General features: G+C 62.8%; 25 protein-coding genes. 20 read left to right on the forward strand and 5 right to left on the reverse strand.

Translation table 11 applies throughout. From position 1 onward, the window contains the following. Window positions 1-3 precede the first annotated feature (3 nt). From gyrB to dnaA, 4 genes are all read right to left on the reverse strand, one after another. Entirely contained in the window at window positions 4-2,421 is a 2,418-nt protein-coding gene (gene gyrB / locus V6X30_RS08645; RefSeq protein ID WP_367984217.1) for a DNA topoisomerase (ATP-hydrolyzing) subunit B, read from the reverse strand. A gap of 73 nt (window positions 2,422-2,494) precedes the next feature. Beyond that, window positions 2,495-3,577, reverse strand: a complete 1,083-nt coding sequence (recF, locus tag V6X30_RS08650; protein ID WP_367984219.1) for a DNA replication/repair protein RecF — start codon at window positions 3,575-3,577, stop codon at window positions 2,495-2,497. A 2-nt stretch (window positions 3,578-3,579) separates the two neighbouring features. Continuing rightward, window positions 3,580-4,680, reverse strand: a complete 1,101-nt coding sequence (gene dnaN, locus V6X30_RS08655) for a DNA polymerase III subunit beta (RefSeq protein WP_367984220.1) — start codon at window positions 4,678-4,680, stop codon at window positions 3,580-3,582. A gap of 216 nt (window positions 4,681-4,896) precedes the next feature. Next, a complete protein-coding gene (dnaA, locus tag V6X30_RS08660; protein WP_367984222.1) occupies window positions 4,897-6,237 on the reverse strand; it encodes a chromosomal replication initiator protein DnaA in 1,341 nt (446 codons plus the stop codon). 200 nt (window positions 6,238-6,437) lie between these two features. Between dnaA and rpmH the strand changes: the two genes are divergently transcribed. Genes rpmH through mnmE form a run of 5 tightly spaced genes read left to right on the forward strand, consistent with a single transcriptional unit; the run spans window position 6,438 to window position 10,167 of the window. Continuing rightward, window positions 6,438-6,572 (forward strand): 50S ribosomal protein L34, encoded by a 135-nt coding sequence (rpmH, locus tag V6X30_RS08665; protein ID WP_367967674.1) that lies wholly within the window; start codon window positions 6,438-6,440, stop codon window positions 6,570-6,572. Window positions 6,573-6,574: 2 nt separating this feature from the next. Further along, the gene (gene rnpA, locus V6X30_RS08670) at window positions 6,575-6,949 is read left to right on the forward strand and encodes a ribonuclease P protein component (protein WP_367984223.1); all 375 of its coding nucleotides are present in this window, start codon (window positions 6,575-6,577) and stop codon (window positions 6,947-6,949) included. Continuing rightward, complete coding sequence (gene yidD / locus V6X30_RS08675) at window positions 6,934-7,170, forward strand: membrane protein insertion efficiency factor YidD (RefSeq protein WP_367984225.1); 237 nt, start codon at window positions 6,934-6,936, stop codon at window positions 7,168-7,170. Before rnpA ends, yidD begins: the two co-directional genes overlap by 16 nt. Continuing rightward, window positions 7,167-8,831 (forward strand): membrane protein insertase YidC, encoded by a 1,665-nt coding sequence (yidC, locus tag V6X30_RS08680; protein WP_367984226.1) that lies wholly within the window; start codon window positions 7,167-7,169, stop codon window positions 8,829-8,831. The genes yidD and yidC overlap by 4 nt, the downstream gene beginning before the upstream one ends. Continuing rightward, a complete protein-coding gene (gene mnmE / locus V6X30_RS08685; protein ID WP_367984227.1) occupies window positions 8,824-10,167 on the forward strand; it encodes a tRNA uridine-5-carboxymethylaminomethyl(34) synthesis GTPase MnmE in 1,344 nt (447 codons plus the stop codon). Before yidC ends, mnmE begins: the two co-directional genes overlap by 8 nt. A 29-nt stretch (window positions 10,168-10,196) precedes the next feature. Here the strand turns inward: mnmE and V6X30_RS08690 are convergent, their stop codons facing one another. Continuing rightward, window positions 10,197-11,138 carry a CorA family divalent cation transporter gene (locus V6X30_RS08690; protein ID WP_367984228.1) on the reverse strand — a complete coding sequence of 314 codons (942 nt, stop codon included), beginning with the start codon at window positions 11,136-11,138 and terminating at the stop codon, window positions 10,197-10,199. A 77-nt stretch (window positions 11,139-11,215) separates the two neighbouring features. Here V6X30_RS08690 and mnmG point away from each other — a divergent pair, with 77 nt between their 5' ends. From mnmG to glmS, 15 genes are all read left to right on the forward strand, one after another. After that, window positions 11,216-13,102: a tRNA uridine-5-carboxymethylaminomethyl(34) synthesis enzyme MnmG gene (gene mnmG, locus V6X30_RS08695; RefSeq protein WP_367984229.1), complete on the forward strand. Its 1,887-nt coding sequence runs from the start codon at window positions 11,216-11,218 to the stop codon at window positions 13,100-13,102. Beyond that, entirely contained in the window at window positions 13,103-13,750 is a 648-nt protein-coding gene (gene rsmG, locus V6X30_RS08700; RefSeq protein ID WP_367984231.1) for a 16S rRNA (guanine(527)-N(7))-methyltransferase RsmG, read from the forward strand. It begins immediately after the preceding gene. A 4-nt stretch (window positions 13,751-13,754) separates the two neighbouring features. Then, a complete protein-coding gene (locus V6X30_RS08705; protein WP_367984232.1) occupies window positions 13,755-14,552 on the forward strand; it encodes a ParA family protein in 798 nt (265 codons plus the stop codon). Then, complete coding sequence (locus tag V6X30_RS08710; RefSeq protein ID WP_367984233.1) at window positions 14,549-15,409, forward strand: ParB/RepB/Spo0J family partition protein; 861 nt, start codon at window positions 14,549-14,551, stop codon at window positions 15,407-15,409. Before V6X30_RS08705 ends, V6X30_RS08710 begins: the two co-directional genes overlap by 4 nt. Window positions 15,410-15,494: 85 nt before the next feature. Further along, complete coding sequence (locus V6X30_RS08715; RefSeq protein ID WP_367984234.1) at window positions 15,495-15,833, forward strand: ATP synthase subunit I; 339 nt, start codon at window positions 15,495-15,497, stop codon at window positions 15,831-15,833. Between the two features lie 28 nt (window positions 15,834-15,861). Beyond that, the gene (atpB, locus tag V6X30_RS08720) at window positions 15,862-16,629 is read left to right on the forward strand and encodes a F0F1 ATP synthase subunit A (protein WP_367984235.1); all 768 of its coding nucleotides are present in this window, start codon (window positions 15,862-15,864) and stop codon (window positions 16,627-16,629) included. 66 nt (window positions 16,630-16,695) lie between these two features. Continuing rightward, window positions 16,696-16,959, forward strand: a complete 264-nt coding sequence (gene atpE, locus V6X30_RS08725; protein ID WP_367967692.1) for a F0F1 ATP synthase subunit C — start codon at window positions 16,696-16,698, stop codon at window positions 16,957-16,959. Window positions 16,960-17,012: 53 nt separating this feature from the next. Then, window positions 17,013-17,483, forward strand: a complete 471-nt coding sequence (locus V6X30_RS08730; protein WP_367984236.1) for a F0F1 ATP synthase subunit B — start codon at window positions 17,013-17,015, stop codon at window positions 17,481-17,483. Between the two features lie 12 nt (window positions 17,484-17,495). Continuing rightward, window positions 17,496-18,032 (forward strand): F0F1 ATP synthase subunit delta, encoded by a 537-nt coding sequence (locus tag V6X30_RS08735; RefSeq protein WP_367984237.1) that lies wholly within the window; start codon window positions 17,496-17,498, stop codon window positions 18,030-18,032. 13 nt (window positions 18,033-18,045) lie between these two features. Beyond that, window positions 18,046-19,587: a F0F1 ATP synthase subunit alpha gene (atpA, locus tag V6X30_RS08740; protein WP_367984238.1), complete on the forward strand. Its 1,542-nt coding sequence runs from the start codon at window positions 18,046-18,048 to the stop codon at window positions 19,585-19,587. A 22-nt stretch (window positions 19,588-19,609) separates the two neighbouring features. After that, entirely contained in the window at window positions 19,610-20,482 is an 873-nt protein-coding gene (gene atpG, locus V6X30_RS08745) for a F0F1 ATP synthase subunit gamma (RefSeq protein ID WP_367984240.1), read from the forward strand. Between the two features lie 54 nt (window positions 20,483-20,536). Further along, the gene (gene atpD / locus V6X30_RS08750; RefSeq protein ID WP_367984241.1) at window positions 20,537-21,913 is read left to right on the forward strand and encodes a F0F1 ATP synthase subunit beta; all 1,377 of its coding nucleotides are present in this window, start codon (window positions 20,537-20,539) and stop codon (window positions 21,911-21,913) included. Between the two features lie 12 nt (window positions 21,914-21,925). Next, entirely contained in the window at window positions 21,926-22,354 is a 429-nt protein-coding gene (locus V6X30_RS08755; RefSeq protein WP_367967700.1) for a F0F1 ATP synthase subunit epsilon, read from the forward strand. A gap of 39 nt (window positions 22,355-22,393) precedes the next feature. Continuing rightward, window positions 22,394-23,764: a bifunctional UDP-N-acetylglucosamine diphosphorylase/glucosamine-1-phosphate N-acetyltransferase GlmU gene (gene glmU / locus V6X30_RS08760; RefSeq protein ID WP_367984242.1), complete on the forward strand. Its 1,371-nt coding sequence runs from the start codon at window positions 22,394-22,396 to the stop codon at window positions 23,762-23,764. 23 nt (window positions 23,765-23,787) lie between these two features. Beyond that, window positions 23,788-25,620 (forward strand): glutamine--fructose-6-phosphate transaminase (isomerizing), encoded by a 1,833-nt coding sequence (gene glmS / locus V6X30_RS08765; protein WP_367984243.1) that lies wholly within the window; start codon window positions 23,788-23,790, stop codon window positions 25,618-25,620. The last annotated feature ends 66 nt before the right edge of the window (window positions 25,621-25,686 follow it).

A 25,686-nucleotide genomic window follows, 5' to 3' on the forward strand; every position in this document is an offset into this window, starting at 1 on the left:
GCGTCAGACATCCAGGTTACTGACCTGAAGAGCATTTTTCTCAATAAAATCCCGCCGCGGCTCGACATGATCACCCATCAGTGTGGTGAATATATCGTCGGCGCCCACCACGTCCTCGATGCGTACCTGGAGCAGCCGACGGGTTTCGGGATCCATGGTGGTCTCCCAGAGCTGATCAGGATTCATCTCACCGAGACCTTTGTATCGCTGGACGGATAGGCCCCGCTTACCCTCTTCCATCAGCCATTCGACCGCAGCACGGAAATCCGTCACCGGTGCACTGCGTTCGCCCCGCCGGATCTCTGCTCCCTCACCGATCAGCGTCTGCAGTGATTCCGCCAGACGCCGGATGCTCTCGTATTCGCGAGACAGGAAAAACGCCGCCGGAAATGTATAGGGATAGAGTATTCCATGCATCCGCTTGGTAATGACGGCCTCCTGGAAACCACCGTCTGGTCCAGTCTGTACCTTGACGCGATACTCTGTCCCGGTAGGAAGCCCTTGGTTGATACGCTCGCCAAGCTCGTCGAACCAACGCTGAAGAACCGATCCATCTCGAAGCTGATCCTCGTCGAGCGGCGCCAGGTCGACCATGGCGCGCAGAATGACCGGATCCAAACGGCGACCCAGGTGATCGATCATCTCCATGGTGTCCAGATACTGCCGAATCAGTTTCTCGAGTGCCTCCGGACCGATCACCGGGGTATCGGTAGACGGCAGAAGACTGGAGCCCGACAGCGAGAGCTGTAGTAGATAATTCGTCAGCTCACGCTCGTCTTTGACGTAATGCTCCTGTTTGCCACGCCGGACCTTGTACAACGGCGGCTGGGCGATATAGACATGTCCACGCTCGACAAGCTCTGCCATCTGCCGATAGAAAAACGTCAGCAACAGCGTCCGTATATGCGAGCCATCAACGTCCGCGTCGGTCATGATGATGATGCGGTGATAACGGAGCTTGTCCGGATCGAATTCTTCCCGGCCGATCCCGCAACCCAGCGCGGTAATCAGCGTACCCACCTCGGCAGACGACAGCATTTTGTCAAAGCGCGCCTTCTCGACATTGAGAATCTTTCCCTTGAGCGGAAGGATGGCCTGGGTACGGCGATCCCGCCCCTGTTTCGCCGACCCACCAGCGGAGTCACCCTCGACGAGGTACAGCTCGGAGAGGCTCGGATCCTTTTCCTGGCAATCAGCGAGTTTTCCGGGCAATCCCGCGACATCCAGCGCGCCCTTACGCCGCGTCATCTCACGGGCTTTTCGGGCCGCTTCCCGGGCCCGTGACGCATCCACCACTTTCTCAACGATCGCTCTGGAGTCATTGGGGTTTTCGTACAGAAACGCATTGAGCGCTTCGGAGAGGGTGGACTCCACGACACCCTTGACCTCCGAGGAAACGAGCTTTTCCTTAGTCTGCGACGAGAACTTCGGATCCGGCACCTTCACCGAGATGACCGCAGTAAGCCCCTCGCGGATATCATCCCCGCTGGGTGCCACTTTGAGCTTCTTGGTGTAGCCCTCGCTTTCCATGTACTGGTTCAGCGTACGGGTCAGTGCGGCGCGAAAGCCCGACATATGGCTGCCGCCATCCTTCTGCGGAATATTATTCGTGAAACAGAAGATCGCCTCCTGATAGGAGTCGCTCCACTGCATGGCGACCTCGACCAGGATGTCATCCCGCTGCGTGCTGAGGTAGAACACCGAAGGATGCAACGGCGTCTTGTTTTTGTTGAGGTGCTCGACGAATGCACGGATGCCCCCTGCATACTCGAACACGTCTTCCTTGTCGCTGCGCTCGTCCTTGAGGACGATCCGCACGCCGGGGTTCAGGAACGAGAGCTCACGGAAGCGCTTTGCGAGGATGTCGTAGTTGAAGTCGATATTCGTGAAGACGTCGGCGCTCGGATGGAAAGTGATTCGTGTGCCCGTATCCTCGGTCTCGCCTGCCACCTTGAGCGGCGCGACCGGCTCGCCCGCCTGGTACTCCTGCATGTGGACCTTGCCGTTTTTGTTCACCACAAGCCGCAGGTGATCCGAGAGCGCGTTAACCACCGAGACACCGACCCCATGCAGTCCGCCAGACACCTTATACGAGCTGTTGTCGAACTTACCCCCGGCATGCAGCACGGTCATGATGACCTCGGCGGCGGACCGCCCCTCTTCGGGGTGAATATCCACGGGCACACCGCGGCCGTTGTCCTGGACGGAAACGGAGTTATCACCGTGAAGGATGACTTCAATTTCCGAGCAGTAACCTCCCAGCGCTTCGTCCACGGCGTTATCGACAACCTCGAACACCATATGGTGGAGACCAGTGCCATCATCCGTGTCGCCGATATACATGCCGGGCCGCTTACGGACAGCGTCCAGGCCCCGGAGTACCTTGATCTGGGAGGAGTCGTATTCGGTGTGTGCGCTCATGAGATTACCTTTTCAGTCAAGCGCTTAATTATACCCGATCTTGGCAAGCGAGACCTGCTGCAACGGCTCGGCCCTACTGCCTCACTCGCCCATGTTCCACGTGGAACCACATCGCTTCGCTCGTGGCCGGCAGCTGCTCCACATCGATGGCGGTCATGAATACCTGCGCGGGAACCCGCTCGAGCCGTCGCACCATATCGATTCGATGAGGGCCATCAAGCTCGGCGGGCAAATCGTCGATCAGCAACACGGGGCGTTGGGATGACCCCTCTCCCCAGTACTCAATTAACGCGATCTTGAGAGCAGCCACCAGGAGTTTCTGCTGCCCGCGACTCAGATGACCAGACGCATCAATACCATCTGCGGTAAGGCGGATATCCGCGCGGTGGGGGCCGTAGAGCCCGAAGCCCTGAGAAACTTCCCGCTCCCGCGCCTCGGCGAGCACATCCGCAAGTGACGCGCCCCTGCGCCACCCCGACCGGAACTGCCACTCCAGCTCAGTGTCTGGCAGCCAGGCGGCCGCGATCGTCAGAGCCTGCGGGAGCCATTCATCCAAAAACTCCCGCCGCCGGTGGTCCACCGCTTCTCCAGCGGCCGCCATCTCCGGCTCCCATACCGCCGCCAGTCTCCGATCACCCTGGCGTAACGCCGCATTGCGCTGCCTAAGGGCTCGCTGATAACGCCGCCACTCGTCCCTGTACTGAGGTTCCACGTGGAACACGCCCCAATTGAGGAATGCCCGCCGGGCGGTCGGGCCGTCCGTCAGAAGGCGCTGCGCTTCGGTGTTGAGGACCTGCAACGGGATGAGCCAGGCGGCCTCTGACAACACCGTGACATCCCGACCATCGAGTCGAACACGGGTCTCGCCGTTGCCATGGAGCACGCCAAGCCGGTGAACATTGCGCTGAGTCGCCACCCGTCCCCAGACCGTGGCCTGAGCCGCGCCGGTCTGAATGACACGGGAACTACGATGCGTCAGAAAGCTTTTTGAGCGCGCTAGAAAGTGAATGGCTTCAAGCAGCGTTGTCTTGCCGGCCGCATTACGCCCATGGATGACGTTAATGCCGGTGGCAGGCTCAATGGATGCTGTATCGAGATGTCTGAACGATTGCCAGCCAAGTTGAATTAACCCATTGGCATCAGCGGGTTCGTTCATCCCTAGAGCCGCATGGGCATAACAACATAGCGGGCATCCCGGTTCTTTTCACCCAATAGCAGCGCACTGCTGTTGGCATCGCGTACATGAAGATGCACGGTCGGCTCATCAATCGCCCCCAACGCATCCAGCATGTAGCTCGCATTAAAACCGATTTCCGTGGGCTCACCACTGAAGCTCGCAGGGACTTCCTCCTGGGCCTCCTCCTGCTCCGGATTATTCGACTGAATCCGCAGCTGATTGGCTTCGAAGGCAAAGCGGACCCCGCGATACTTCTCGTTCGAGAGGATGGAAGCACGCACCAGCGCCTTGCGCAGGGTTTCGCGATCAACCACTGCACAAGGGCCCTCCTCGTCCGGGATCACTCGCTGATAGTCAGGGAAGCGGCCATCGATCAGTTTGGAGGTGAAACGGATATCCGGCAGCGCAACCTGCACATGCCCTGTCCCGAGGACGACTTCCACTTCATCTTCGCTATCGTCCAGAAGCCGCAGCATCTCCTGGACTCCCTTACGCGGCACAATGACCTGTGTTGCCTCCTCAAGATCGAGCTCGGGAGCCAGTTCTGCCAGCGCGAGACGATGCCCATCCGTCGCGACGGCGCGCAAGTGCCGGGGTTCCAGTTCCAGAAGCAGGCCATTGAGGTAGTAACGGACGTCCTGCAGCGCCATTGCGAAGTGTGTTTTCTCGATCAGCCAACGCACCTGAGACTGCGGCAGTGTGACCCGGTGCGATGCCTCAACGTCATCCGCGGTAGGAAAGTCATCGGCCGGCAGAGTCGCCAGCGAAAATCGACTGGGCCCGGCCTTGACGACGATTCGCTCCTGCTCCTGGGCCAGATGAACGGCCGCATCCTCCGGCAGATTGCGGACGATATCCATCAGCTTACGGGCAGGAACCGTGATTCGACCGGGTTGACCACCCTCAAGCAGTCGTTCCGTTTTCAGCTCTACCTCGAGATCCGTTGCCGTCAACGAGACGCGGTCGGCGGTCTTCTCAATGAGGATATTGGCCAGAATCGGCAGGGTCTGCCGTCTTTCGACCACACCGATCACTGCCTGCAGTGGGCGGAGTAGTGCATCCCGTTCGATTTCGAATTCCATGGCCCGTCCCGTTGTTCTCTTATTACTAGAGTGTGTATTAAAGACAGTTGTAGTGACAAGGGCGCCCCAGATCGCTGGATAACTTATTCAAGCCACTGTCTTAAAAAGATTTTCTTTAACTTGTATCCTGTTGACGAGTGTTGCTTTCGCCGAGGACGGAGACTGGACAACCTGTGGACGAAATCACGGCCTTCTCTTGCCCACCGGTTATCCACATCATGATGACAGGGTTCTGGACAGGTTGTGATAGTCCTCGTCGAAGCGGGCGTCTGACTCACGGAGTTCCCGCACTTTACGGCAGGCGTGGAGCACCGTGGTGTGGTCGCGTCCACCAAACGCATCACCGATCTCCGGGAGGCTGTGGCTGGTGAGCTCCTTCGCGAGCGCCATTGCCATCTGACGGGGGCGCGCGATGGATCGGCTGCGCCGCTTTGAAAGCAGATCGGAGACGCGCACCTTGTAGTACTCGGCAACCGTCTTCTGGATATTCTCGGTGGTCACCAGCTTGTCCTGCAGGGCCAGCAGGTCCCTCAGGGCGGCCTTGGCGAAATCCACGGTGATCTCGGCACCCGTAAAATGGGCATTGGCCATCACCCGGCGCAGTGCGCCCTCGAGTTCCCGGATGTTTGAGCGTATGCGCTTGGCGATGAAGAAGGCCACCTCGGGCGGCATGTCGATCCCCGCCTGATCGGCCTTACTTAAGAGAATCGCCACGCGTGTCTCGAGCTCCGGCGGTTCGATGGCGATGGTCAGTCCCCAGCCGAAGCGGGATTTCAGCCGCTCCTCCAGCCCATTGATCTCTTTGGGATAACGATCACAGCTCATGACCACCTGCTGGTGGCCTTCGAGGAGCGCATTGAAGGTGTGAAAGAACTCCTCCTGGGAGCGCTCCTTGCCGGCGAAGAACTGAATATCATCGATGAGCAGGGCGTCCACGCCGCGGTAGTGACGCTTGAACTCGTTGATGGCGTTGTGTTGCAACGCCTTGATCATATCGGCGACGAAGCGCTCCGAGTGGAGGTAGAGCACCCGCGCATTCGGCCGCGACGCAAGCAGTGCATTACCAACGGCATGCATCAGATGCGTTTTGCCCAGGCCGACACCGCCATAGATGAAAAGCGGGTTGTAGGCGTCACCCGGGTTATCCACCACCTGCAGACTGGCTGCCCGGGCCAGCTGGTTGGATTTGCCCTCGACGAACGTATCGAAGGTGAAGTCGCGATTGAGATTGGCATTGTGCGGAGTCGACGCCGGTGCGCTGGTCTTCGCCCGGGACTCCCGCGCCTCGCCGGCCGGCACGCGCGGCGAGGCGGAATGCACGCCGATCTCCAGCACGAGCTTCGGTGGCGCATCCGGTCGCTGGCTCGCCAGAAGCTCTTCGATGCGTTCTGAGAAGTGTTCGCGCACCCAATCGAGGACAAAGCGATTGGGTGCGAAGAGTCGCAGTTGGTCACCCTGTTCCTCAGCCTGAAGGGGGCGAATCCAGGTATTCAGCTGCTGATCCGGGATTTCCCTCTCCAGGCGTTGTAGACAGCCCTTCCAGAGTAATTCGGCCAAGGGTGCGTTTCCTCCAGGTCGGGGACAGGCTCGGGCTGCGTAGTGTAGCCCGCAAAGGCAACATCCGAGTCTATCGCCTGCTCAGACCGGGTACCAGCCGGTCCGATCCGCGAGTGTTGGTCTCAATTGACACCTGGATAACGACCGCAGTACCCTTTCCGGCTGTTTATCCTTTGACTAATCGATAAGGCGGCTACGTCATGAAGCGGACGTTTCAACCCAGTGTGCTCAAGCGCAAGCGCAACCACGGCTTCCGTGCCCGCATGGCTACACGCAATGGCCGCAAGGTGCTTGCCCGGCGCCGTGCCAAGGGGCGCGCTCGACTGACTCCGTAGCGTTGGTTGAGGCGGCAGCGAGCGGCCATGGCTTTCCGCGTGCCGCCCGGCTGACCCGGTCGGCGGAATTCCGTGCCGTATTCGGTGATGCGCAGCGTCATGCCGATCGTTACTTCACGATCCTGGCAGGCCATGGCAGTGTGTCACACGCTCGACTGGGGCTGGCCGTATCCCGGCGGGCGGCGTCCCGGGCGGTTGACAGAAATCGACTCAAGCGGCTGATTCGAGAGACGTTTCGACAACAGCTCCCCGGCCTGCCGGCAGTGGATGTGGTCGTCATGGTGCGACCCATCGCCTGTCATACGGAAAACGCTAAACTGGCGGCCGCGCTCGACAGACTCTGGCAACGGATATCCCGCTCATGCGAAGCATCCTGATCGCCCTCCTACGCGCCTACCGCTATTGCATCAGCCCGTTGTTCGGGCCGTGCTGTCGTTTTCACCCCACCTGCTCTTGCTACGCCATCGAGGCCGTCGAGCGGCACGGCGCGTTCCGGGGTGGGTATTACGCCGTCCGGCGCATCCTGCGCTGTAATCCCCTCCATCCCGGCGGGCTCGACCCGGTACCGGGGAGCGAAACCGCGAGTCGCCACCGATGATGGATAACCAACGCCTTTTTCTGCTGGTCGCCCTGGCTCTGGTCATGCTGCTCATCTGGACGACCTGGCAGCAGGATTACGGTCCAGCGCCTGCGACACAGACCGCGGCCGAGGCACCGGTGGAGAGTACGCCGCCGGCAACGGGAACCGCGCCGGCCACTGATACCACGCCTCAGGCCAGCGCACCGGCGCGGGAGCCCGGCGGTGGCGCGGACGCCAGCGCCTTCACGGACGCCGAGGTGGTCAAGGTACAGACTGATTTGTTCGAAATCGCCATCCCGCTGCGGGGCGGCAATATCCGTGAAGCCCGGTTGCGTCAGTACACCGTCTCCGAGGACGACCCGGCACTTTTCCGGCTCCTGCGGCCGGCGGATCCCCTCTTTGTCGCGCAGAGCGGGCTGGTGGCTGACGGCGGTGAGGCGCCGGATCATAACGCCCGTTGGCAGGCGACGGCGGAGCAATACAGCCTGGATGCCGGTCAGGATGTGCTGGAAGTCCCGATTCGCTGGCAGAGTCCGGCAGGCGTCACGGTCACCCGTCGCTACATCTTCGAGCGGGACAGCTATGTCGTCCGGGTCGTCCAGGAAGTGGACAACGCCTCCGCCAGCGACTGGCGGGCCTACCAGTACAGCCAGCTCCGGCGCACGCCGCAGACTGAAGGGCCTGGGTTCCTTGGCGCGGCGAGCTATACCGGTGGCGTGATCTACAGCCCCGCGGAGAAGTACGAGAAAATCAGCTTCGGTGACATGGAGGATGAGAACCTCTCACGGGATATCACCGATGGCTGGCTCGCCATGATTCAGCATTACTTCCTCGCCGCGTGGGTCCCGCCGCGGGAGGAAAACCTGCGTTATTACAGCCGGGTGGATGATGGCGAGTATGTCCTTGGCCAGAGTTCGCCATGGCAGACCGTGGCCGCGGGCGAGAACGGGCGTTTTGAGAACCGGCTGTTCGTCGGTCCCAAGGAGCAGGACAGGCTTGCCGCGGTGGCCCCTGGGCTGGATCTGACGGTCGACTACGGTTGGCTGACCATCATCTCCAAGCCGCTTTTCATCGCCCTGAGCTGGATTCACGACGTCGTCGGCAACTGGGGCTGGTCGATCATCCTGCTGACGCTGGGCATCAAGCTGGTCTTCTACAAGCTCTCCGAGACCAGTTATCGCTCCATGGCGCGGATGCGCAAGCTGCAGCCGGAAATGCAGAAGCTCCGTGAGCGCTACGGCGATGACAAGCAGCAGATGAACCAGGAGCTCATGCAGCTCTACAAGAAGGAGAAGGTCAATCCGCTTGGCGGCTGTCTGCCGATCCTCATCCAGATTCCGGTATTCATCGCCCTCTACTGGGTGCTACTGGAGAGTGTCGAGCTGCGCCAGGCGCCATGGATACTCTGGATCCAGGATCTGTCGGTCCGCGATCCCTTCTTTGTGCTGCCGTTGCTGATGGGCGCGACCATGTTCCTTCAGCAGAAGCTCAACCCGGCGCCGATGGATCCGATACAGCAGAAAATCATGATGGGGCTTCCCTTCATCTTCACGATTTTCTTCATGTTCTTCCCGGCGGGTCTGGTGCTCTACTGGGTGACCAACAACAGCCTCTCGATCCTGCAGCAGTGGATCATCACCCGGCGTATTGAAGCCGGCGACAAGAAGGCGAATGCCTGAAGCGACCATCTGTGCCGTCGCGACCCCGTCGGGTCGCGGCGGTATCGGGGTCATCCGCGTCTCGGGACCGCAGACCGCGGAGATCGCCCGGGCGGTGGCGGGGCCTCTACCGCCTGCCCGTGAGGCTGCCTGGCGTCGCTTCCGCGGTGCCGAGGGTGAGACTCTCGACGAAGGCTTGATCCTCTGGTTCCCAGGGCCCGGATCGTTCACCGGTGAGGACGTCGCCGAGCTGCAGGGGCATGGCGGGCCGATCGTCATGGACCGGCTGCTTCAGCGCCTGCTCGGGCTGGGTGCGAGGCTCGCTGAACCCGGCGAGTTCAGTCAACGGGCCTTTCTCAACGGCCGCATGGATCTGACCCGCGCCGAGGCCATCGCCGACCTGATCGAAGCCGGCAGCGAGGCCGCCGCCCGGGCCGCGGTTCGATCGCTGCGGGGCGAGTTCGCCCGTACCGTCGATCAGCTTGTCGAGCGGTTGACCGGGCTGCGCGTCCACCTGGAAGCCGGGATCGACTTCGCCGAGGAGCCACTGGACGGTCTGGCCCTGGACGACGTGACCCATCGGATCACGGCGCTGGAGGGCGATCTGGCTGAGACGCGGCGCCGGGCTGCCCAGGGCCAGCAGCTCCAGGAGGGATTGACGGTGGTCATCGCCGGCCGACCCAATGCGGGCAAGTCGAGCCTGCTCAATGCCCTTGCCGGACGCGATGCCGCCATCGTCACCGAACTTGCCGGGACAACCCGCGACGTGCTCGACGCTCATCTGCATATCGATGGAATGCCGCTCCGCGTTCTGGATACCGCTGGCCTGCGTGAGGGGGGTGACGTGGTCGAGCAGGAGGGAGTCCGGCGGGCGCGGCAGGCCATGGCCGCCGCCGACCGCATTCTGCTGGTGGTCGAGGACGCAGCCGGCGGTGATGCCGATGATCAGAGCGGCGTGGCATCGATTGAGCGGGAGCTGCCCCCAGGCATTCCGATGACCCGCGTGATCAACAAGATCGATCTCACGCAGCGCCCGGCCGGTCTCGCGGGTGAGGCGGTCGCGGTCTCGGCCCTGACCGGCGCCGGCATGGACACGCTTCGCGATCATCTTCGAGGGCGTCTTGATGTGTCGGACAGCGAGGCCGTTTTCATCGCCCGGCGCCGGCATCTGCAGTCACTGGACCAGGCGGGCGCTGCGCTGGCCGAGGCCCACGCGGCGGCCGCTGATGAGCTGGGCGAGGAACTCGTAGCGGAGTCGCTGCGTCAGGCCCAGCAACATCTGGGCGAGATTACCGGTACCGTGACCACCGAGGATCTGCTGGGGCGGATTTTCTCCACCTTTTGTATTGGTAAATAGGTTCGCCAGCCTTGGCGCTTCCGATGCGGTCAGAGCCAGCCCCGGCGACGGAAAAACCAGAGTGGCCCGATCCCGGCGGCCACCATCGCGGCGATCGCCAGCGGGTAGCCCAATGGCCAGTCCAGACCGGGCATGAAGCGGAAGTTCATGCCGTAAATCCCCGCGATCAGCGTCGGCGGTAGAAACATCACCGCCGCGATCGAGAATCCCTTGTTGATCTGATTCTGCCGCACACCGATGAAACCCCGGGTGGAGTCCATGAGAAACTGGATGCTCTCCGATTGATAGGCGATATGCGAGGCCAGTGCATCGACGTCCTGCTGGATACCATGCAGGGCCGTCTGTTGCTCGACCTGCTCCCCTCGATGCCGCTGAAGAAAGGCCAGGCTCAGGCTGGTATCCAGCATGCACAGCCGCATTCTCCCGTTCTCGTCGTCGAGCCTGCCGAGACGGCGCAGTACGTCATCCCAGGTTTTTATGTCCGATTCGTGGATCTCGGTCCGCAACGCCGCGACCTCGCAGTGCATGGCCTCGACCAGATCGGCGTGTGTCTCCACCTTCTCCTCGAACAGCAGGACCGCGAGATCGGTGGTCGAGGCGATGGCAATCTGGCGGTCCGCGGCCTGCTGCTGCAGGCGATCGATTTCCGTAATGGCGTCGTAGCGAATGGTCACGACTCGCTCCATGCCGACGATGCAGGCCACCGAGGTCATCCGGCGCGCGGATTCTCCGGATCGCTGCTCCATGTAGAGCGAGCGCATGTGAATCCCCGCGTCATCGATAAAGCAGCGTGTCGAGGGCTCTATCTGCTCGACTTCCTCGCGGGCGGGCACGTGACTGGGCATGAGCGCCTCGACAATCGCCCGGTCCTGGTCGTCAGGATTATGGACGTCGAGCCAGATGGCCTGTTCGAAGGATGCGGCCGGCGCCGGGACAAGCAACCCGTCAACGCAGCTGAAAGCGCGGATCATGACTGAACCATCCGATTTTGGCCCGGGAGCCGAGGACGATATCATCGCCAATCTGACAATCACTATCTGTTGGAATCATGGACCTGGATCAAACGCATGATGTCATTGTGGTCGGCGGCGGCCACGCCGGTACCGAAGCGGCCCATGCAGCGGCCCGCATGGGGGCTCGGACGCTATTGCTGACGCAGAGCCTGGATACCATCGGCCAGATGAGCTGCAATCCGGCCATCGGCGGCATCGGCAAAGGCCATCTGGTGCGGGAGATCGACGCCATGGGCGGTGTCATGGGCCGCGCCATCGACCGCGCCGGGATCCAGTTCCGCGTGCTCAACCAGCGCAAGGGCCCCGCGGTGCGCGCAACCCGTGCCCAGGCCGATCGCTCGCTCTATCGTCAGGCCGTGCGCAGCATTCTCGACCAGACGCCGCTGTTGCAGCTTTTCCAGGACACCGTGCAGGACCTGATCGTGGAACAGGACGAGGTCCGCGGCGTGGTCACCGGCATGGGCCTGAGGCTCCACGCAGCGGCGGTGGTCCTGACCGTGGGCACTTTTCTCGGTGGGCGGATTCACGTCGGTGATCACAATCGCAGCGGAGGCCGGGCGGGGGATGCCCCCTCCATCGCCCTCGCGCAGCGCCTTCGCGAACTGCCGCTGCGGGTGGGGCGTCTGAAAACCGGCACCCCGCCACGCATTGATGCCAGCAGCATCGATTTTTCGCGCCTGGATGCGCAGCCGGGCGATGATCCGGCCCCCTACTTCTCCCGCTGGAGCCGCGGCGACGAACATCCGCGACAGGTCGCCTGTCATGTCACCTATACCAACCCGACCAGTCACGACATCATTCGCGGAGCGCTGGATCGCTCACCGATGTACAGCGGCGAGATCGATGGAGTGGGGCCGCGCTACTGCCCCTCCATCGAGGACAAGGTGGTCCGGTTCAGTGAGCGTGAAGGTCATCAGATCTTCCTGGAGCCGGAGGGGCTGGACACACATGAGGTCTATCCCAACGGTATTTCCACGAGTCTGCCCTTCGACGTTCAGATCGCCATGGTGCGTAGCATCGGCGGCCTGGAGAAAGCCCATGTGACGCGGCCGGGTTACGCCATTGAGTACGACTACCTCGACCCCCGCGATCTGCATCCCGGCCTGGAGAGCCTGCACCTGCCGGGTCTGTTCCTCGCCGGGCAGATCAACGGTACGACCGGCTATGAAGAGGCGGGTGCCCAGGGGTTGCTCGCGGGCATCAATGCCGTGGCGCGGGTCCGCGGTATCGAGCCATGGGTGCCGCAGCGGCATGAGGCCTATCTGGGCGTGCTGGTGGATGATCTGACCACCCGGGGCACCAGCGAGCCCTACCGCATGTTTACCTCGCGGGCCGAGTACCGGCTGCAGCTGCGCGAGGATAATGCCGACCTGCGACTGATGCCGGTGGCTCATGAATACGGCCTCATCGGCGATTTCGAGTGGCGTGCCTTCGAGGCCTACCGCGACGCGATCGATGCCGAGAGCCGGCGATTGGAGAAGACGCTGGTTCGTCCCGACGATCTGGGTGCGGACCGGGGCGCCGGCATTTTCGGCAAGCCCCTGCGCCGCGAGCAGACCCTCATGACCCTGTTAAAGCGCCCTGAGGTCGACTACGGGGCGCTCATGACGCTGCCGGGGGCGGGCCCGGGTGTTGCCGAACCGGCGGTGCGCCAGCAGGTGGAGATCGGTGCCCGGTACGCCGGCTACCTCAAGCGGCAGGCCGACCAGGTCGAGAAACAGGCGCGTCATGAGGATCTCCGGCTGCCGGTTGATATGGATTACCGGGCTGTCGCGGGCCTGTCGGCGGAAGTCAGCGAAAAGCTCTCCAGCCATCGCCCGGCGACCCTGGGACAGGCGGCCCGCATCCCGGGAATGACCCCGGCCGCCGTATCACTGCTTTTGGTCCACCTGCGCCGGGGTGATGCCCGCTGGAGCGCCTGAGTGAGCGGCGCCGAGCGGACCGGCGAAGTTGAACTGCGCCGCGGGATGGCGGCGATGGGCATGGATGATGCCATTGCCCCGGCGCTGCTGGCCTACCGCGACCTGCTGGCCCGCTGGAACCGGGTCTACAATCTCTCGGCGGTTCGTGATCCCGCGGAGATGGTCTCGCGCCATCTGCTCGACAGCCTTTCCGTATTGCCATGGCTGCCGCCGGGCGCACTGCTGGATGTCGGCACCGGCCCTGGCCTGCCGGGTATTCCCATCGCCCTCGCGCAACCGGATCGATTCGTTACCCTGTTGGAGACGAATGGCAAAAAGGTGCGGTTCATCCGCCAGGCCTGCCTCGAGCTCGGTCTGGACAATGTCGTGATCGCGCCCGGGCGCCTGGAGTCGTTCACGGCGACCGAGCCCTTTGAGGCGATAATCTGCCGCGCATTCACGGATGCCGCGGGTTTCTGGCATGGCGTCGCCCGGCTGCTGGCGCCAGGGGGCGAGGCCCTGGCCATGAAAGGCCGGCGGGAAACTGAGGAATTGGCGGCACTCGCGCAAGCCGGCGTATCATGCCAGTGGCAACCGCTTGTCGTTCCGGGACTTGATGCAGAGCGACATTTGCTCATCATGAGAGCGCAGAAACCTGCCACAGGATGATCCTATGACCCAGACACTGGCCGTCGCCAACCAAAAGGGAGGAGTCGGCAAGACCACTACCTGTGTGAATCTTGCCGCGTCGCTGGTCAGTAACGGTCGCCGTGTCCTCCTGGTCGACCTTGATCCACAGGGCAATGCCACCGTGGGCGCAGGGATCGACAAGGATGACGTCGGGGCGAGCAATTACGAATTGCTCATGGGCGAGGCGGCGCCCGAGGCGGTCCGGCATTGCCGAACCGGCGGTGGGTTCGATGTATTACCGGCCAATGGGGATCTGACCGCTGCCGAAGTCGGTCTCATGGAGGCAGGCGAAGGCCGCGAAAAGCGTCTGCAGCAGGCCTTATCCTCTGTGCGGGCCGAATATGATCACATCCTCATCGACTGTCCCCCGTCACTGAACCTGCTGACCATCAATGCCTTCGTAGCGGCGGATCAGGTGCTCATCCCGATCCAGTGCGAGTACTACGCGCTGGAGGGCCTGACCGCGTTGCTCAACACGATTCACCGGGTCCAGCAGACCGTGAACCCCTCCCTCGAGATCGAGGGACTGGTGCGCACCATGTTTGACGGACGCAACAATCTCTCCAACCAGGTTGGCGCACAGCTTCTGGCCCACTTTCCGGGTCAGGTTTACCGAACCCAGATTCCCCGCAATGTGCGTCTTGCCGAAGCGCCCAGTCACGGGCTGCCGGTTCTGCAGTATGATCGGGCATCACGGGGTGCCGTGGCCTATCTCGCACTGGCATCTGAGTTGCTGCGCCGGCAGCAGGCGGCGCCGGCCAGTGCAGGAGGGGTGAGATGAGCAATCGACGCAGAGGGCTGGGGCGCGGTCTCGATGCCCTGCTCGGCGAGGCGGCTGGCGGCGTATCCGAGGCGACCGCCGACGCGCTGCGCGACCTACCGCTGGAGCAGCTCGAGAGCGGTCGCTATCAGCCGCGACGGGAATTCGATCCGGCAGCGCTTCAGGAGCTGGCGCGCTCGATCCGCTCACAGGGGGTGGTCCAACCCATCGTTGTGCGACCGCTGCCAGGCGGCGAGCGTTATGAAATCGTCGCCGGTGAGCGTCGCTGGAGGGCGGCGCAGCTGGCGGAGCTCGAGCAGATCCCCGCTATTGTCCGCGACATCCCCGATGAGATGGCGGTGGCGGTCGCCCTGATCGAGAACATTCAGCGGGAAGATCTTAATCCCCTCGAGGAGGCCAGCGCGCTGAAGCGCCTGACTGAGGAATTCGGCATGACTCATCAGGCCATCGCCGATGCGGTCGGCCGATCCCGGGTCGGTGTGTCAAACCTGCTGCGTCTGCTCGATCTGGCACCGGCAGTGAAAACCCATATCGCCAATGGTGAACTGGAAATGGGCCATGCCCGGGCGCTGCTGGCGCTGAAATCGGCAGCGCAGGCAGAGGCAGCCGCCCGAGTTGTCGCCCGCGGGCTCACCGTACGGCAGACCGAAGCGCTGGTGCGGCAGATGCTTGAGGGGGGCGGTGGAGTGGCCGAAGAGCCGGCGGTGGACCCCAACATCCAGCGGCTTCAGGCGGATCTGGGCGACCGTCTCGGGGCGAATGTCCGCATCGAGCATGGGCAGCGGGGCAAGGGTCGGCTCGTGATCCGCTACAACAGTCTCGATGAGCTGGATGGCATTCTTGAGCATATCCATTGAAGCTTATGCCTGAGTTCATTATACTCCGCGCAATTTTGCGGACACCTGCCCCGGCATTATGACGCTGATACGGGTCGCTAGGCGGGTGATCTGGCTGCAGGCGGCCATCGGGTTGATTGCAGCCGGAATCTGGACATTGACGAACGGGGTTCAGGCAGGCCTCGCAGCAATGGCCGGAGCAGGCATCAGCGTATTCATGACGTTCTACGTCGCAATGCGCTGGTCGCTCAGAAGTGCGGCAGAGAGCGAACCCAGAGCCATACTGGGGGCCTTTTACCGCGCCCAGATGATGAAGCTGCTGCTCGGGACGGTGCTGATATTTGCGGCCGTCTATGCCTTCCGGGAGGAAGCGGGCGCACTGGTGATCACGCTGGCCCTGACCCTGGCTGCCTATGGCCTGGTGTTGTTGGGCGACATCGACTGAACGCGGACAGCACGGGACAGAAACGGATATGGCAAGCGGTTCAGCCACGGAATACGTCACGCATCACCTCGAGCATCTTGCGGTGGGCGATGGCTTTTGGACGTTCCACATCGACACGCTGGTCGTCTCCTGGGTGCTGGGTCTGATTTTCTTCGGCGTTTTCTACTCTGTCGCCCGCAAGGCCAGCACGGACGCGCCAAGTGGCATCCAAACCTTCATAGAAACCTGTGTTGAATTCATCGACAATCAGGTCAGTGAGAGCTTCCATGGTCCCAAGGGTTTCGTTGCCCCGCTGGCGTTGACCATCTTCGTCTGGGTGCTGCTCTGGAACCTGATGGATCTCATTCCGGTGGATCTCTTCCCGGAGATCATGAAGCTGTTCGGCGTAGAGTACGTGCGCATTCTGCCGTCCGCGGACATGAACGCGACGTTCGGCCTGTCCTTCAGTGTGATGATCCTGATCATCATCTACAGCATCAAAGGCAAGGGCGCGAAGGGTTTCGGCAAGGAACTGTTCTGCCACCCGTTCGGCGCCCATCCCCTTCTCTGGCCGGCCAATTTTCTGCTTAACATCGTCGAGTTGATCGCCAAGCCGATCTCCCTTGGCATGCGGCTATTCGGTAATCTCTACGCCGCCGAGATCATTTTCATTCTTATCGCACTGCTGCCGATCTGGGCACAGTGGATGCCAGGTGTTGCCTGGGCGGTCTTCCATATTCTGGTGATCCCCCTGCAGGCATTCATATTCATGGTGCTCACGATCGTGTATCTGAGCCTGGCCTACGAGGAACACTGATCGGCCGACCTGAAGCCGACCGATCGAGCGTAATCAACCCTTAAACGACCCCTGATTGGAGGAACCATGGAAGCTATCGCCCAGGTCCAGGCGTTTACCGCCATCACCATCGGACTGATCTTCGCCTTCGCGGCCGTCGGCACCAGCATTGGCTTCGGCATGCTGGGCGGCAAGTTTCTCGAGGGCATTGCCCGCCAGCCCGAGGTGGCCGGTGTGCTTCAGGTCCGCATGTTCATCGTCGCTGGTCTGCTCGACGCCCTGTCCATCATCGGCGTGGCCTTCGCGGCGCTTCTGATGTTCGCCAATCCGCTGCTTGGCGCGCTGGGCTGAACCAATCGGACGAAGCGACATTCTGCCAACCGGCAGTCATCGGAGAGTAGACCGTGGGCATTAACGCAACGCTATTCGGACAGATGATCACCTTCCTGGTGTTCATTCTGCTCACCATGAAGTTCGTCTGGCCGCCCATAAAGCAGGCCATGAGCGAACGCGAGAAGCGTATCGCGGACGGTCTGGCTTCCGCCGAACGCAGCCAGCATGAGCTGGAGCTTGCCAAGGAGCGGGCGGCCGAGCACATCCGCGAAGCCAAGGCGCAGGCGGCGGACATCATCGAAAAGGCCAACCGCCAGGGGGCCAATATCGTCGATGAGGCCCGTCAGGAAGCGCGGGTCGTCGCGGATCGCGAGAAGGCCGCTGCCGAGGCGCGGATCGAGCAGGAGGTCAGCCAGGCGCGGACCGAGCTGCGACGCAATGTCTCGGAGCTGGCGATTCTCGGCGCGAGCCGCATTCTCGAGCGCGAGGTGGATGCCAAGGCCCACCAGCAGATGCTCGACGAGCTGGCCGATCAGGTCTGAGGCAATAGGAATATGGCGCAGGAAACCACCGTTGCCCGTCCCTATGCCGAGGCCGCGTTCGACCTCGCTCGCGAGGCCGATGCGCTGGCGGCCTGGGCCGACGGCCTGGCGATCGCCGCGACGGTCGTCGCCGACGAGCGGGTCGATGCCGTGCTCGGCAACCCGCGGGTCGATGACGAGCGCAAGGCGGGACTGATCCTGGAAGTCTGTGGCGATGCGCTTGACTTGCAACAGCGGAATTTCCTCCGGCTGCTGGTCAATCGCGATCGGATCACGCTGCTTCCCGAGATCCGCCAGCAGTTCGACCTTCTGCGGGCCGATCACGAAAAAACGCTCCGCGCCGAGCTGATTACCGCCCAACCGGTGGACGACGCCGTACGGGACCGGCTGGCCCGGGCATTGTCGGAACGGCTCGAGCGCGACGTCAGCCTGGAGATTCGGCTCGACGAATCGCTCATCGGCGGCGCGGTGGTCCGCGCCGGCGACCTGGTCATCGATGGTTCGGTGCGCGGCCGGCTGGCCCGGCTGACCGGCGCCCTTAGCCGCTAAGAGGACAGATTAGATGCAACTTAATCCCACGGAAATCAGCGACCTGATCAAACAGCGCATCGAGAACTTCGAAGCGGTGGCCGAGGCCCGCAATGAGGGTACGGTCGTCAGCGTCACTGACGGCATCGTGCGTATCCACGGCCTCAGCGATGTGATGCAGGGCGAGATGCTGGAGTTTCCCGGCGACACCTTCGGAATGGCGCTCAACCTCGAGCGCGATTCGGTTGGCGCCGTGGTGCTTGGCGATTACTCCCACCTCAGCGAGGGTGATGCGGTTCGTACGACCGGCCGCATCCTCGAGGTGCCGATCGGCGAAGGTCTGCTGGGCCGCGTCGTCAATGCCCTCGGTGAGCCGATCGACGGCAAGGGTGCCGTACCGTCGGATTCCACCGCCCCGGTGGAGAAGGTCGCCCCCGGCGTGATTGCCCGCCAGTCCGTCGACCAGCCTGTCCAGACCGGTCTCAAGGCCATCGATTCCATGGTTCCGGTGGGCCGCGGGCAGCGCGAGCTCATCATCGGTGACCGCCAGACCGGCAAGACGGCCGTCGCCATTGACGCGATCATCAACCAGAAGGGCACCGGCATTAAGTGCATCTACGTGGCGGTGGGCCAGAAGGCCTCCTCCATCGCCAACGTGGTGCGCAAGCTCGAAGAATACGGCGCCCTGGAGCACACTATCGTCGTGGCCGCCTCCGCGGCGGAATCGGCGGCGCTGCAGTTCATTGCGCCCTATGCCGGCTGCACGATGGGCGAGTTCTTCCGGGACCGCGGCGAAGACGCCCTGATCATTTACGACGATCTCTCGAAGCAGGCCGTCGCCTACCGGCAGGTCTCGCTTCTGCTGCGTCGTCCGCCGGGCCGTGAGGCATTCCCCGGTGACGTGTTCTACCTCCATTCGCGCCTGCTCGAGCGCGCCGCCCGGATCAACGAGGCGGAGGTCGAGCGGCTGACGAATGGCGAGGTCAAGGGCAAGACCGGATCGCTGACGGCACTGCCGATCATCGAAACCCAGGCCGGTGACGTGTCCGCCTTCGTGCCCACGAACGTCATCTCCATCACCGATGGCCAGATCTACCTGGAGACCGACCTGTTCAACGCGGGTGTTCGACCGGCCATCAACGCCGGCCTTTCGGTCTCGCGTGTCGGTGGCTCGGCACAGACCAAGATCATCAAGAAGCTGGGCGGCGGTATCCGCCTCGCCCTGGCGCAGTATCGTGAGCTGGCGGCATTCGCGCAGTTCGCATCGGATCTTGACGAGTCCACCCGCAAGCAGCTCGAGCGCGGCCAGCGCGCGATGGAGGTGCTCAAGCAGGGTCAGTACGCGCCCCTGTCGGTCGCCTTCATGGCGATCTCGCTCTATGCGCTCAACGAGGGCTACCTCGACGAGCTGGAGCTCAAGAAGGTCGGTGACTTCGAGGCCGCGCTGCATCAGTACATGGCCAACAACTACGCCGATCTGGTCAAGCAGATCAACGACACCGGCGATTACAGCGATGACATCCAGTCCCAGCTCAAGAAAGCGATGGATGATTTCGTGGCGACGGGTACCTGGTAAAGGCATTTAAGGTAGGAACGGCATGTCCGGCGCAAAGGAAATCCGCACTCAGATAAAGAGTGTGAGCAACACGCAGAAGATCACCACGGCCATGGAGATGGTCGCGGCGTCGAAGATGCGTGGTGCCCAGCAGCGTATGCACGCTGCCCTGCCCTACGCCGAGAAGATGCGGCAGGTCATCGGCCATCTGGCCGAGGCGAACCCGGAATACCGGCATCCTTTCCTGGTCCGCCATGACGAAGTCAAGCGGATCGGGTACATCATTGTCTCCAGCGATCGGGGCCTCTGCGGTGGGCTGAACAACAATCTGTTCCGGGCCATCATCAAGGAACTCCGTGATCACGAGAATGCCGGTCAGGAAGCGCGGCTCTGCACCGTCGGGTCCAAGGCCATACAGTTCTTCGGCCGCCTGTCCGCCCCCATCATTGCCGAGGTGTCCCAGCTCGGTGACACGCCGCATCTGCAGGATCTTATCGGCACCCTCAAGGTGATGATGGATCAGTATGCGGACGGCGAGCTGGACCGGGTGGTCATCTGCTACAACCGCTTCGTCAATACGATGACGCAGACCCCGACCATCGAGCAGATCCTGCCGCTGCCGCCCACCGAATCGGAAACGGTCCGGGACCGTGCCCACAGCTGGGACTATGTCTACGAACCGTCGGCCGCGCAGGCGCTGGATCTGCTGCTCGAGCGTTATATCGAGTCGCTGGTCTACCAGTCCGTGGTCGAGAACATCGCCTGTGAGCAGGCCGCACGCATGGTGGCGATGAAGGCCGCCTCTGATAACGCCGGCAAGCTGATCGACGACCTTAACCTGGCCTATAACAAGGCCCGTCAGGCGGCGATCACCACCGAGCTTTCGGAGATCGTGGCCGGCGCCGAGGCCGTCTAGCGTGGACGGCCAACCCAAACCGAATACAACGCTTTCGCGAAGAGGAACCGCGCTATGAGTTCAGGAAAGGTCGTCCAGATCATCGGTGCCGTGGTGGACATCGAGTTCCCCCGCGATTCCGTGCCCAAGGTCTATGACGCACTCGAGGTCAAGACCAGGGATCTGGTGCTTGAGGTCCAGCAGCAGATCGGCGACGGAGTCGTTCGCGCCATCGCCATGGGCAGCACCGACGGCCTCCAGCGTGGTGTCGATGTGACCAACACCGGTGCACCGATCTCGGTCCCAGTGGGCGAGAAAACCCTGGGCCGCATCATGAACGTCCTCGGCGAGCCGGTGGACGATGAGGGCGAGGTCGGCGCCGAGCAGCGTTGGCCTATCCACCGCAAGGCGCCCTCCTATGAGGAACAGGCCGGTTCGACGGAACTGCTCGAGACCGGCATCAAGGTCATCGATCTCCTCTGCCCCTTCGCCAAGGGTGGCAAGGTCGGCCTGTTCGGCGGCGCCGGTGTCGGCAAGACCGTCAACATGATGGAGCTGATCCGCAACATCGCCATTGAGCATTCCGGTTATTCGGTTTTCGCCGGCGTCGGTGAGCGGACGCGTGAGGGTAACGACTTCTATCATGAGATGAAGGAGTCGGACGTCCTCGATAAGGTGGCACTGGTCTATGGGCAGATGAACGAACCGCCCGGCAACCGCCTGCGTGTCGCGCTGACCGGCCTGACCATGGCGGAGTTCTTCCGTGACGAAGGCCGTGACGTGTTGATGTTCATCGACAACATCTACCGTTACACGCTCGCGGGTGTGGAGGTTTCGGCGCTGCTGGGCCGCATGCCATCGGCCGTGGGTTATCAGCCGACGCTGGCGGAGGAGATGGGCGTCCTACAGGAGCGCATCACCTCCACGAGCAAGGGCTCGATCACCTCGATCCAGGCGGTCTATGTGCCTGCAGACGACCTCACCGACCCGTCTCCGGCGACCACCTTCGCTCATCTGGATGCCACGGTCGTGCTGGCGCGTTCCATCGCCGAGCTGGGTATCTACCCGGCGGTGGACCCGCTCGATTCCACGTCCCGTCAGCTTGACCCGCAGGTCGTCGGCCAGGAGCACTACGACACGGCGCAGGATGTCCAGCAGGTGCTGCAGCGCTATAAGGAGCTGCAGGACATCATCGCCATCCTCGGCATGGACGAGCTTTCCGAGGAAGACAAGCTCACCGTGACCCGTGCCCGAAAGATCCAGCGGTTTCTTTCGCAGCCGTTCTTTGTGGCCGAGGTATTCACCGGCTCGCCGGGTAAGTATGTATCTCTCAAGGAGACGATCCGCGGTTTCCGGGCCATCGTCGACGGTGAGCACGACGATCTGCCAGAACAGGCCTTCTACATGGTCGGCAGCATCGACGAGGCCGTAGAGAAGGCCCGCAACCTTTAAGGGGATGCCCCGATGGCCCTGACAATGCACATCGACATCGTGAGTGCCGAGGAGTCGATTCACTCCGGCACGGCGTCATTCATCCTGGCGCGCGCCACTGAAGGCGAAGTCGGTATCTATGCCCGGCATGTGCCGATGCTCGTCCAGTTGCAGCCGGGCGAGGTCACCGTTCGGGATGAGTTCGGCACCGAGGAGCACTACTATGTGTCCGGCGGCACGATGGAAGTCCAGCCACATGTGGTGACAGTGCTTGCCGATGCGGCCACCCGGGCGCACGATATCGACGAAGCCGCGGCGGAACAGGCACGACGCCGGGCTGAGGAGGCGCTTGCCAATCGCACGGGTGAAATCGACTATGCCCGAGCCCAGGCCGAGCTTGTCGAGGCCGCAGCCCAGCTGCGCACGATCCAGAAGCTGCGTAAGACCGCTAACCGGGGCTGATCCCACTCGGGCAGCCCTGTGCTGCTGCGAAGGAGCCCCATGTCCAGTCAACCACTCAGTGTCGTTGTCCTCGCCGCCGGTGAGGGCAAACGCATGCGTTCCACCCGGCCGAAAGTCCTTCAGACGGTGGCTGGGCGTCCCATGCTCGCCCATGTCCTCGATGCCGCCAGTGCGCTAAAGCCCGAGGCGATCCATGTCGTCTACGGTCACGGCGGCGATGCCGTTCAGGCGGCATTCGCCAATCGATCGCTGGCGTGGGCCCTGCAGTCCGAGCAGCTCGGCACCGGGCATGCCGTTGCACAGGCCCTGCCCGCCATTCCTGATGATCATCAAATCCTGGTGCTCTGTGCCGATGTCCCTCTGATTCGACCGGCCACGCTGGAAGCATTGGTGTCTGAAGCCAGCGGTGCCTTGTCGCTGCTCACCGTGGCGCTGCCGGATCCCACCGGTTACGGGCGAGTGTTGCGCGGCGAAGGTGGTGCCGTGGATGCCATCATCGAAGAAAAGGACGCCACGCCGGCGCAACGCGCTGTTACCGAGGTCAATACCGGCGTGATGTGTCTGCCCGCCCAACCGCTTCGGCGCTGGCTCGGTGCCCTCGACGCCGGCAATGCCCAGGGCGAGTACTATCTGACCGACTGCATCGCTATGGCGCGCCGCGACGGTTGGCCCGTGCATCCGCTCGCCTGTACTGACCCCTGGGAAGTGCAGGGCGTTAATGACCGCGCCCAGCTGGCCGCGGTGGAGCGAGCCGCCCAGCACCGTCAGGCGGTGGCCCTGATGCGTGACCAGGGCCTCGGGCTGGCCGATCCGGCGCGCTTTGACCTGCGTGGCGAACTGACGGTCGGCCGGGACTGTTCCATTGATGCCAGCGTCATCATCGAAGGGACGGTCACCCTCGGCGATGATGTTCACATCGGCCCTTTCACCCGTCTCTGCGACTGTCACATCCAGCCGGGCACCCGCGTGTTGGCACACTGTGATATCGAGGGCAGTGAAATCGGTCACGGCTGCCGTATCGGTCCGTTCGCGCGACTCCGCCCGGGCACGTCTCTGGCTGATCGAGTCCGAGTCGGTAATTTCGTCGAGACCAAGCAGGCGCATGTCGGCCTCGATAGCAAAATCAACCATCTCTCCTATATCGGAGACACCCAATTGGGTGCTGAAGTAAATGTTGGGGCGGGAACCATCACCTGCAATTACGATGGCCGGGAAAAGCATGTCACCCGCATTGGTGACCGGGTTTTCATTGGCTCGAATACGGCCCTGGTGGCGCCGCTGACGGTGGGCGAAGGCGTGACGATCGGGGCGGGGACGACCGTGCGGGAAGACATCCCCGCTGATACCCTGACGGTGGAGACCGGGCATTTGCGCCAGATCCCGGGCTGGCGATCCAAGGAAAGGGACTGACTCGATAAAAGGGGGAAGCCTGCATGTGTGGAATCGTCGGGGCGGTGGCGGAGCGCGAGGTCTCTGCCATCCTGCTGGAGGGCCTGCGGCGGCTCGAATACCGGGGCTATGACTCCGCTGGTCTGGCGGTGCGCGGTGACGAGGGTGTCCTCCATCGACACCGCGCGGTCGGCAAGGTCGGTGCCCTTGAAGACGCGCAGTCCGCTCGGCCGTACCGGGGTTCCCTTGGCATTGCGCACACCCGCTGGGCAACCCATGGCGCTCCCACCGAGGCCAACGCCCATCCCCATGTTGCCCGGGACGAGGTCGCCATCGTCCACAACGGCATCATCGAGAATCACGAAACGCTCCGTCGCCAGCTGACCGCCGCCGGCTACCGGTTCGACTCCGAGACCGATACCGAGGCGGTGGTCAATGCCGTCCATGAGCGGCTTGAGGCCGGGGACGACCTGCTGACGGCAACGCGTTCGGTGATCGCCAGGTTGGACGGCGCCTACGCCCTCGGTGTGATCTCGCGTCATGATCCGGATCGCCTGATTGCGGCGCGTCGGGGCAGCCCCCTGGTGGTGGGCGTGGGCATCGGCGAGCATTTCATCGCCTCGGATGTCGCCGCCCTGCTGCCGGTCACCCGCGACTTCATCTATCTTGAGGAAGGCGATGTCGCCGAACTCACCCGCGGGGCCGTGCGCATCTTTGATGCCGAGGGCAAGCCGGTCGAGCGGTCGGTACGGACCACTGAACTCACCGCCGACGCCGCGGAGCGCGGGACGTTCCGGCACTTCATGGCCAAGGAAATCCACGAACAGCCCCGCGCGGTGGCGGAGACACTCGAGGGCCGCATCGCCGAGGACCGCGTCCTGCCGGAGGCGCTGGGCCCGGAAGCCACGCGCATCCTCGGCGACGCGCAGCGGATCCAGATTGTTGCCTGCGGGACCAGTTATCATGCGGGTCTGGTGGCACGTTACTGGTTCGAGGCCATCGCTGGCCTGCCCTGCGATGTGGAAGTGGCCAGCGAATTCCGCTACCGGCGCCATGTGGTGCCACAGGACACCGTGTTCGTGACCCTGTCCCAGTCCGGCGAGACCGCGGATACGCTGGCCGCGCTCCGCGAGGCCCGGACCATGGGTTATCTCGCCATGCTCGCCATCTGCAACGTCCCGGAGAGTTCACTGGTGCGCGAATCCGACCTGGTCATGATGACCCGCGCCGGTCCGGAGATCGGCGTGGCCTCCACCAAGGCCTTCACCACGCAGCTCACCGCCTTGCTTCTTACCGTCATTGCCACCGGCCGCCTGCATGGTCTGCAAGCCGCCGAGGAAGCCCGGCTGGTCGCCGCTCTCCGCAGCCTGCCCCGGCAGATAGAGGATGTGCTGGCACTGGAGCCGGCAATCGAGGCGATGGCAGAGCAGTTCGTCGACAAGCATCACAGCCTCTTCCTGGGCCGCGGTACCCAGTACCCCATCGCCATGGAGGGTGCGCTCAAGCTCAAGGAGATCTCCTACATCCATGCCGAGGCCTATCCGGCGGGAGAGCTCAAGCATGGCCCGCTGGCACTGGTGGATGCCGAGATGCCGGTGGTCACGGTGGCCCCCAAAGACGACCTCGTGGAAAAGCTCAAGTCCAATCTCCAGGAGGTCCGGGCCCGCGGCGGCCGACTCTACGTGTTTGCCGACGCCGCCGCGGCGCCGGCCGCGGATGACGACTGTCAGGTCATGGTGCTGCCGCCGGTGGATGAAGTGGTGGCCCCACTGCTCTACACCGTTCCGCTTCAGCTGCTGGCCTATCATGTGGCCGTTCTCAAGGGCACCGACGTGGATCAGCCGCGTAATCTCGCCAAGTCAGTAACGGTGGAATAATCCCGGCACTGGATTTTTCCACCGCTGGCCGTGTCCGACAGAGCAGTGTCGCGAAGATTGTTCGGA

The sequence above is a fragment of the Spiribacter sp. 1M189 genome, assembly GCF_040838345.1.
GTDB classification, from domain to species: Bacteria; Pseudomonadota; Gammaproteobacteria; order Nitrococcales; family Nitrococcaceae; genus Spiribacter; species Spiribacter insolitus.

Coding starts and splice junctions, on each gene's coding strand:
- gyrB (WP_367984217.1), bottom strand. CDS start 2,421: ATGAGCGCACACACCGAATACGACTCCTCCCAGATCAAGGTACTCCGG.
- recF (WP_367984219.1), bottom strand. CDS start 3,577: ATGAACGAACCCGCTGATGCCAATGGGTTAATTCAACTTGGCTGGCAA.
- dnaN (WP_367984220.1), bottom strand. CDS start 4,680: ATGGAATTCGAAATCGAACGGGATGCACTACTCCGCCCACTGCAGGCA.
- rpmH (WP_367967674.1), top strand. CDS start 6,438: ATGAAGCGGACGTTTCAACCCAGTGTGCTCAAGCGCAAGCGCAACCAC.
- yidD (WP_367984225.1), top strand. CDS start 6,934: ATGCGAAGCATCCTGATCGCCCTCCTACGCGCCTACCGCTATTGCATC.
- yidC (WP_367984226.1), top strand. CDS start 7,167: ATGATGGATAACCAACGCCTTTTTCTGCTGGTCGCCCTGGCTCTGGTC.
- mnmE (WP_367984227.1), top strand. CDS start 8,824: ATGCCTGAAGCGACCATCTGTGCCGTCGCGACCCCGTCGGGTCGCGGC.
- V6X30_RS08690 (WP_367984228.1), bottom strand. CDS start 11,138: ATGATCCGCGCTTTCAGCTGCGTTGACGGGTTGCTTGTCCCGGCGCCG.
- mnmG (WP_367984229.1), top strand. CDS start 11,216: ATGGACCTGGATCAAACGCATGATGTCATTGTGGTCGGCGGCGGCCAC.
- V6X30_RS08705 (WP_367984232.1), top strand. CDS start 13,755: ATGACCCAGACACTGGCCGTCGCCAACCAAAAGGGAGGAGTCGGCAAG.
- V6X30_RS08710 (WP_367984233.1), top strand. CDS start 14,549: ATGAGCAATCGACGCAGAGGGCTGGGGCGCGGTCTCGATGCCCTGCTC.
- atpB (WP_367984235.1), top strand. CDS start 15,862: ATGGCAAGCGGTTCAGCCACGGAATACGTCACGCATCACCTCGAGCAT.
- atpE (WP_367967692.1), top strand. CDS start 16,696: ATGGAAGCTATCGCCCAGGTCCAGGCGTTTACCGCCATCACCATCGGA.
- V6X30_RS08735 (WP_367984237.1), top strand. CDS start 17,496: ATGGCGCAGGAAACCACCGTTGCCCGTCCCTATGCCGAGGCCGCGTTC.
- atpA (WP_367984238.1), top strand. CDS start 18,046: ATGCAACTTAATCCCACGGAAATCAGCGACCTGATCAAACAGCGCATC.
- atpG (WP_367984240.1), top strand. CDS start 19,610: ATGTCCGGCGCAAAGGAAATCCGCACTCAGATAAAGAGTGTGAGCAAC.
- atpD (WP_367984241.1), top strand. CDS start 20,537: ATGAGTTCAGGAAAGGTCGTCCAGATCATCGGTGCCGTGGTGGACATC.
- V6X30_RS08755 (WP_367967700.1), top strand. CDS start 21,926: ATGGCCCTGACAATGCACATCGACATCGTGAGTGCCGAGGAGTCGATT.
- glmU (WP_367984242.1), top strand. CDS start 22,394: ATGTCCAGTCAACCACTCAGTGTCGTTGTCCTCGCCGCCGGTGAGGGC.
- glmS (WP_367984243.1), top strand. CDS start 23,788: ATGTGTGGAATCGTCGGGGCGGTGGCGGAGCGCGAGGTCTCTGCCATC.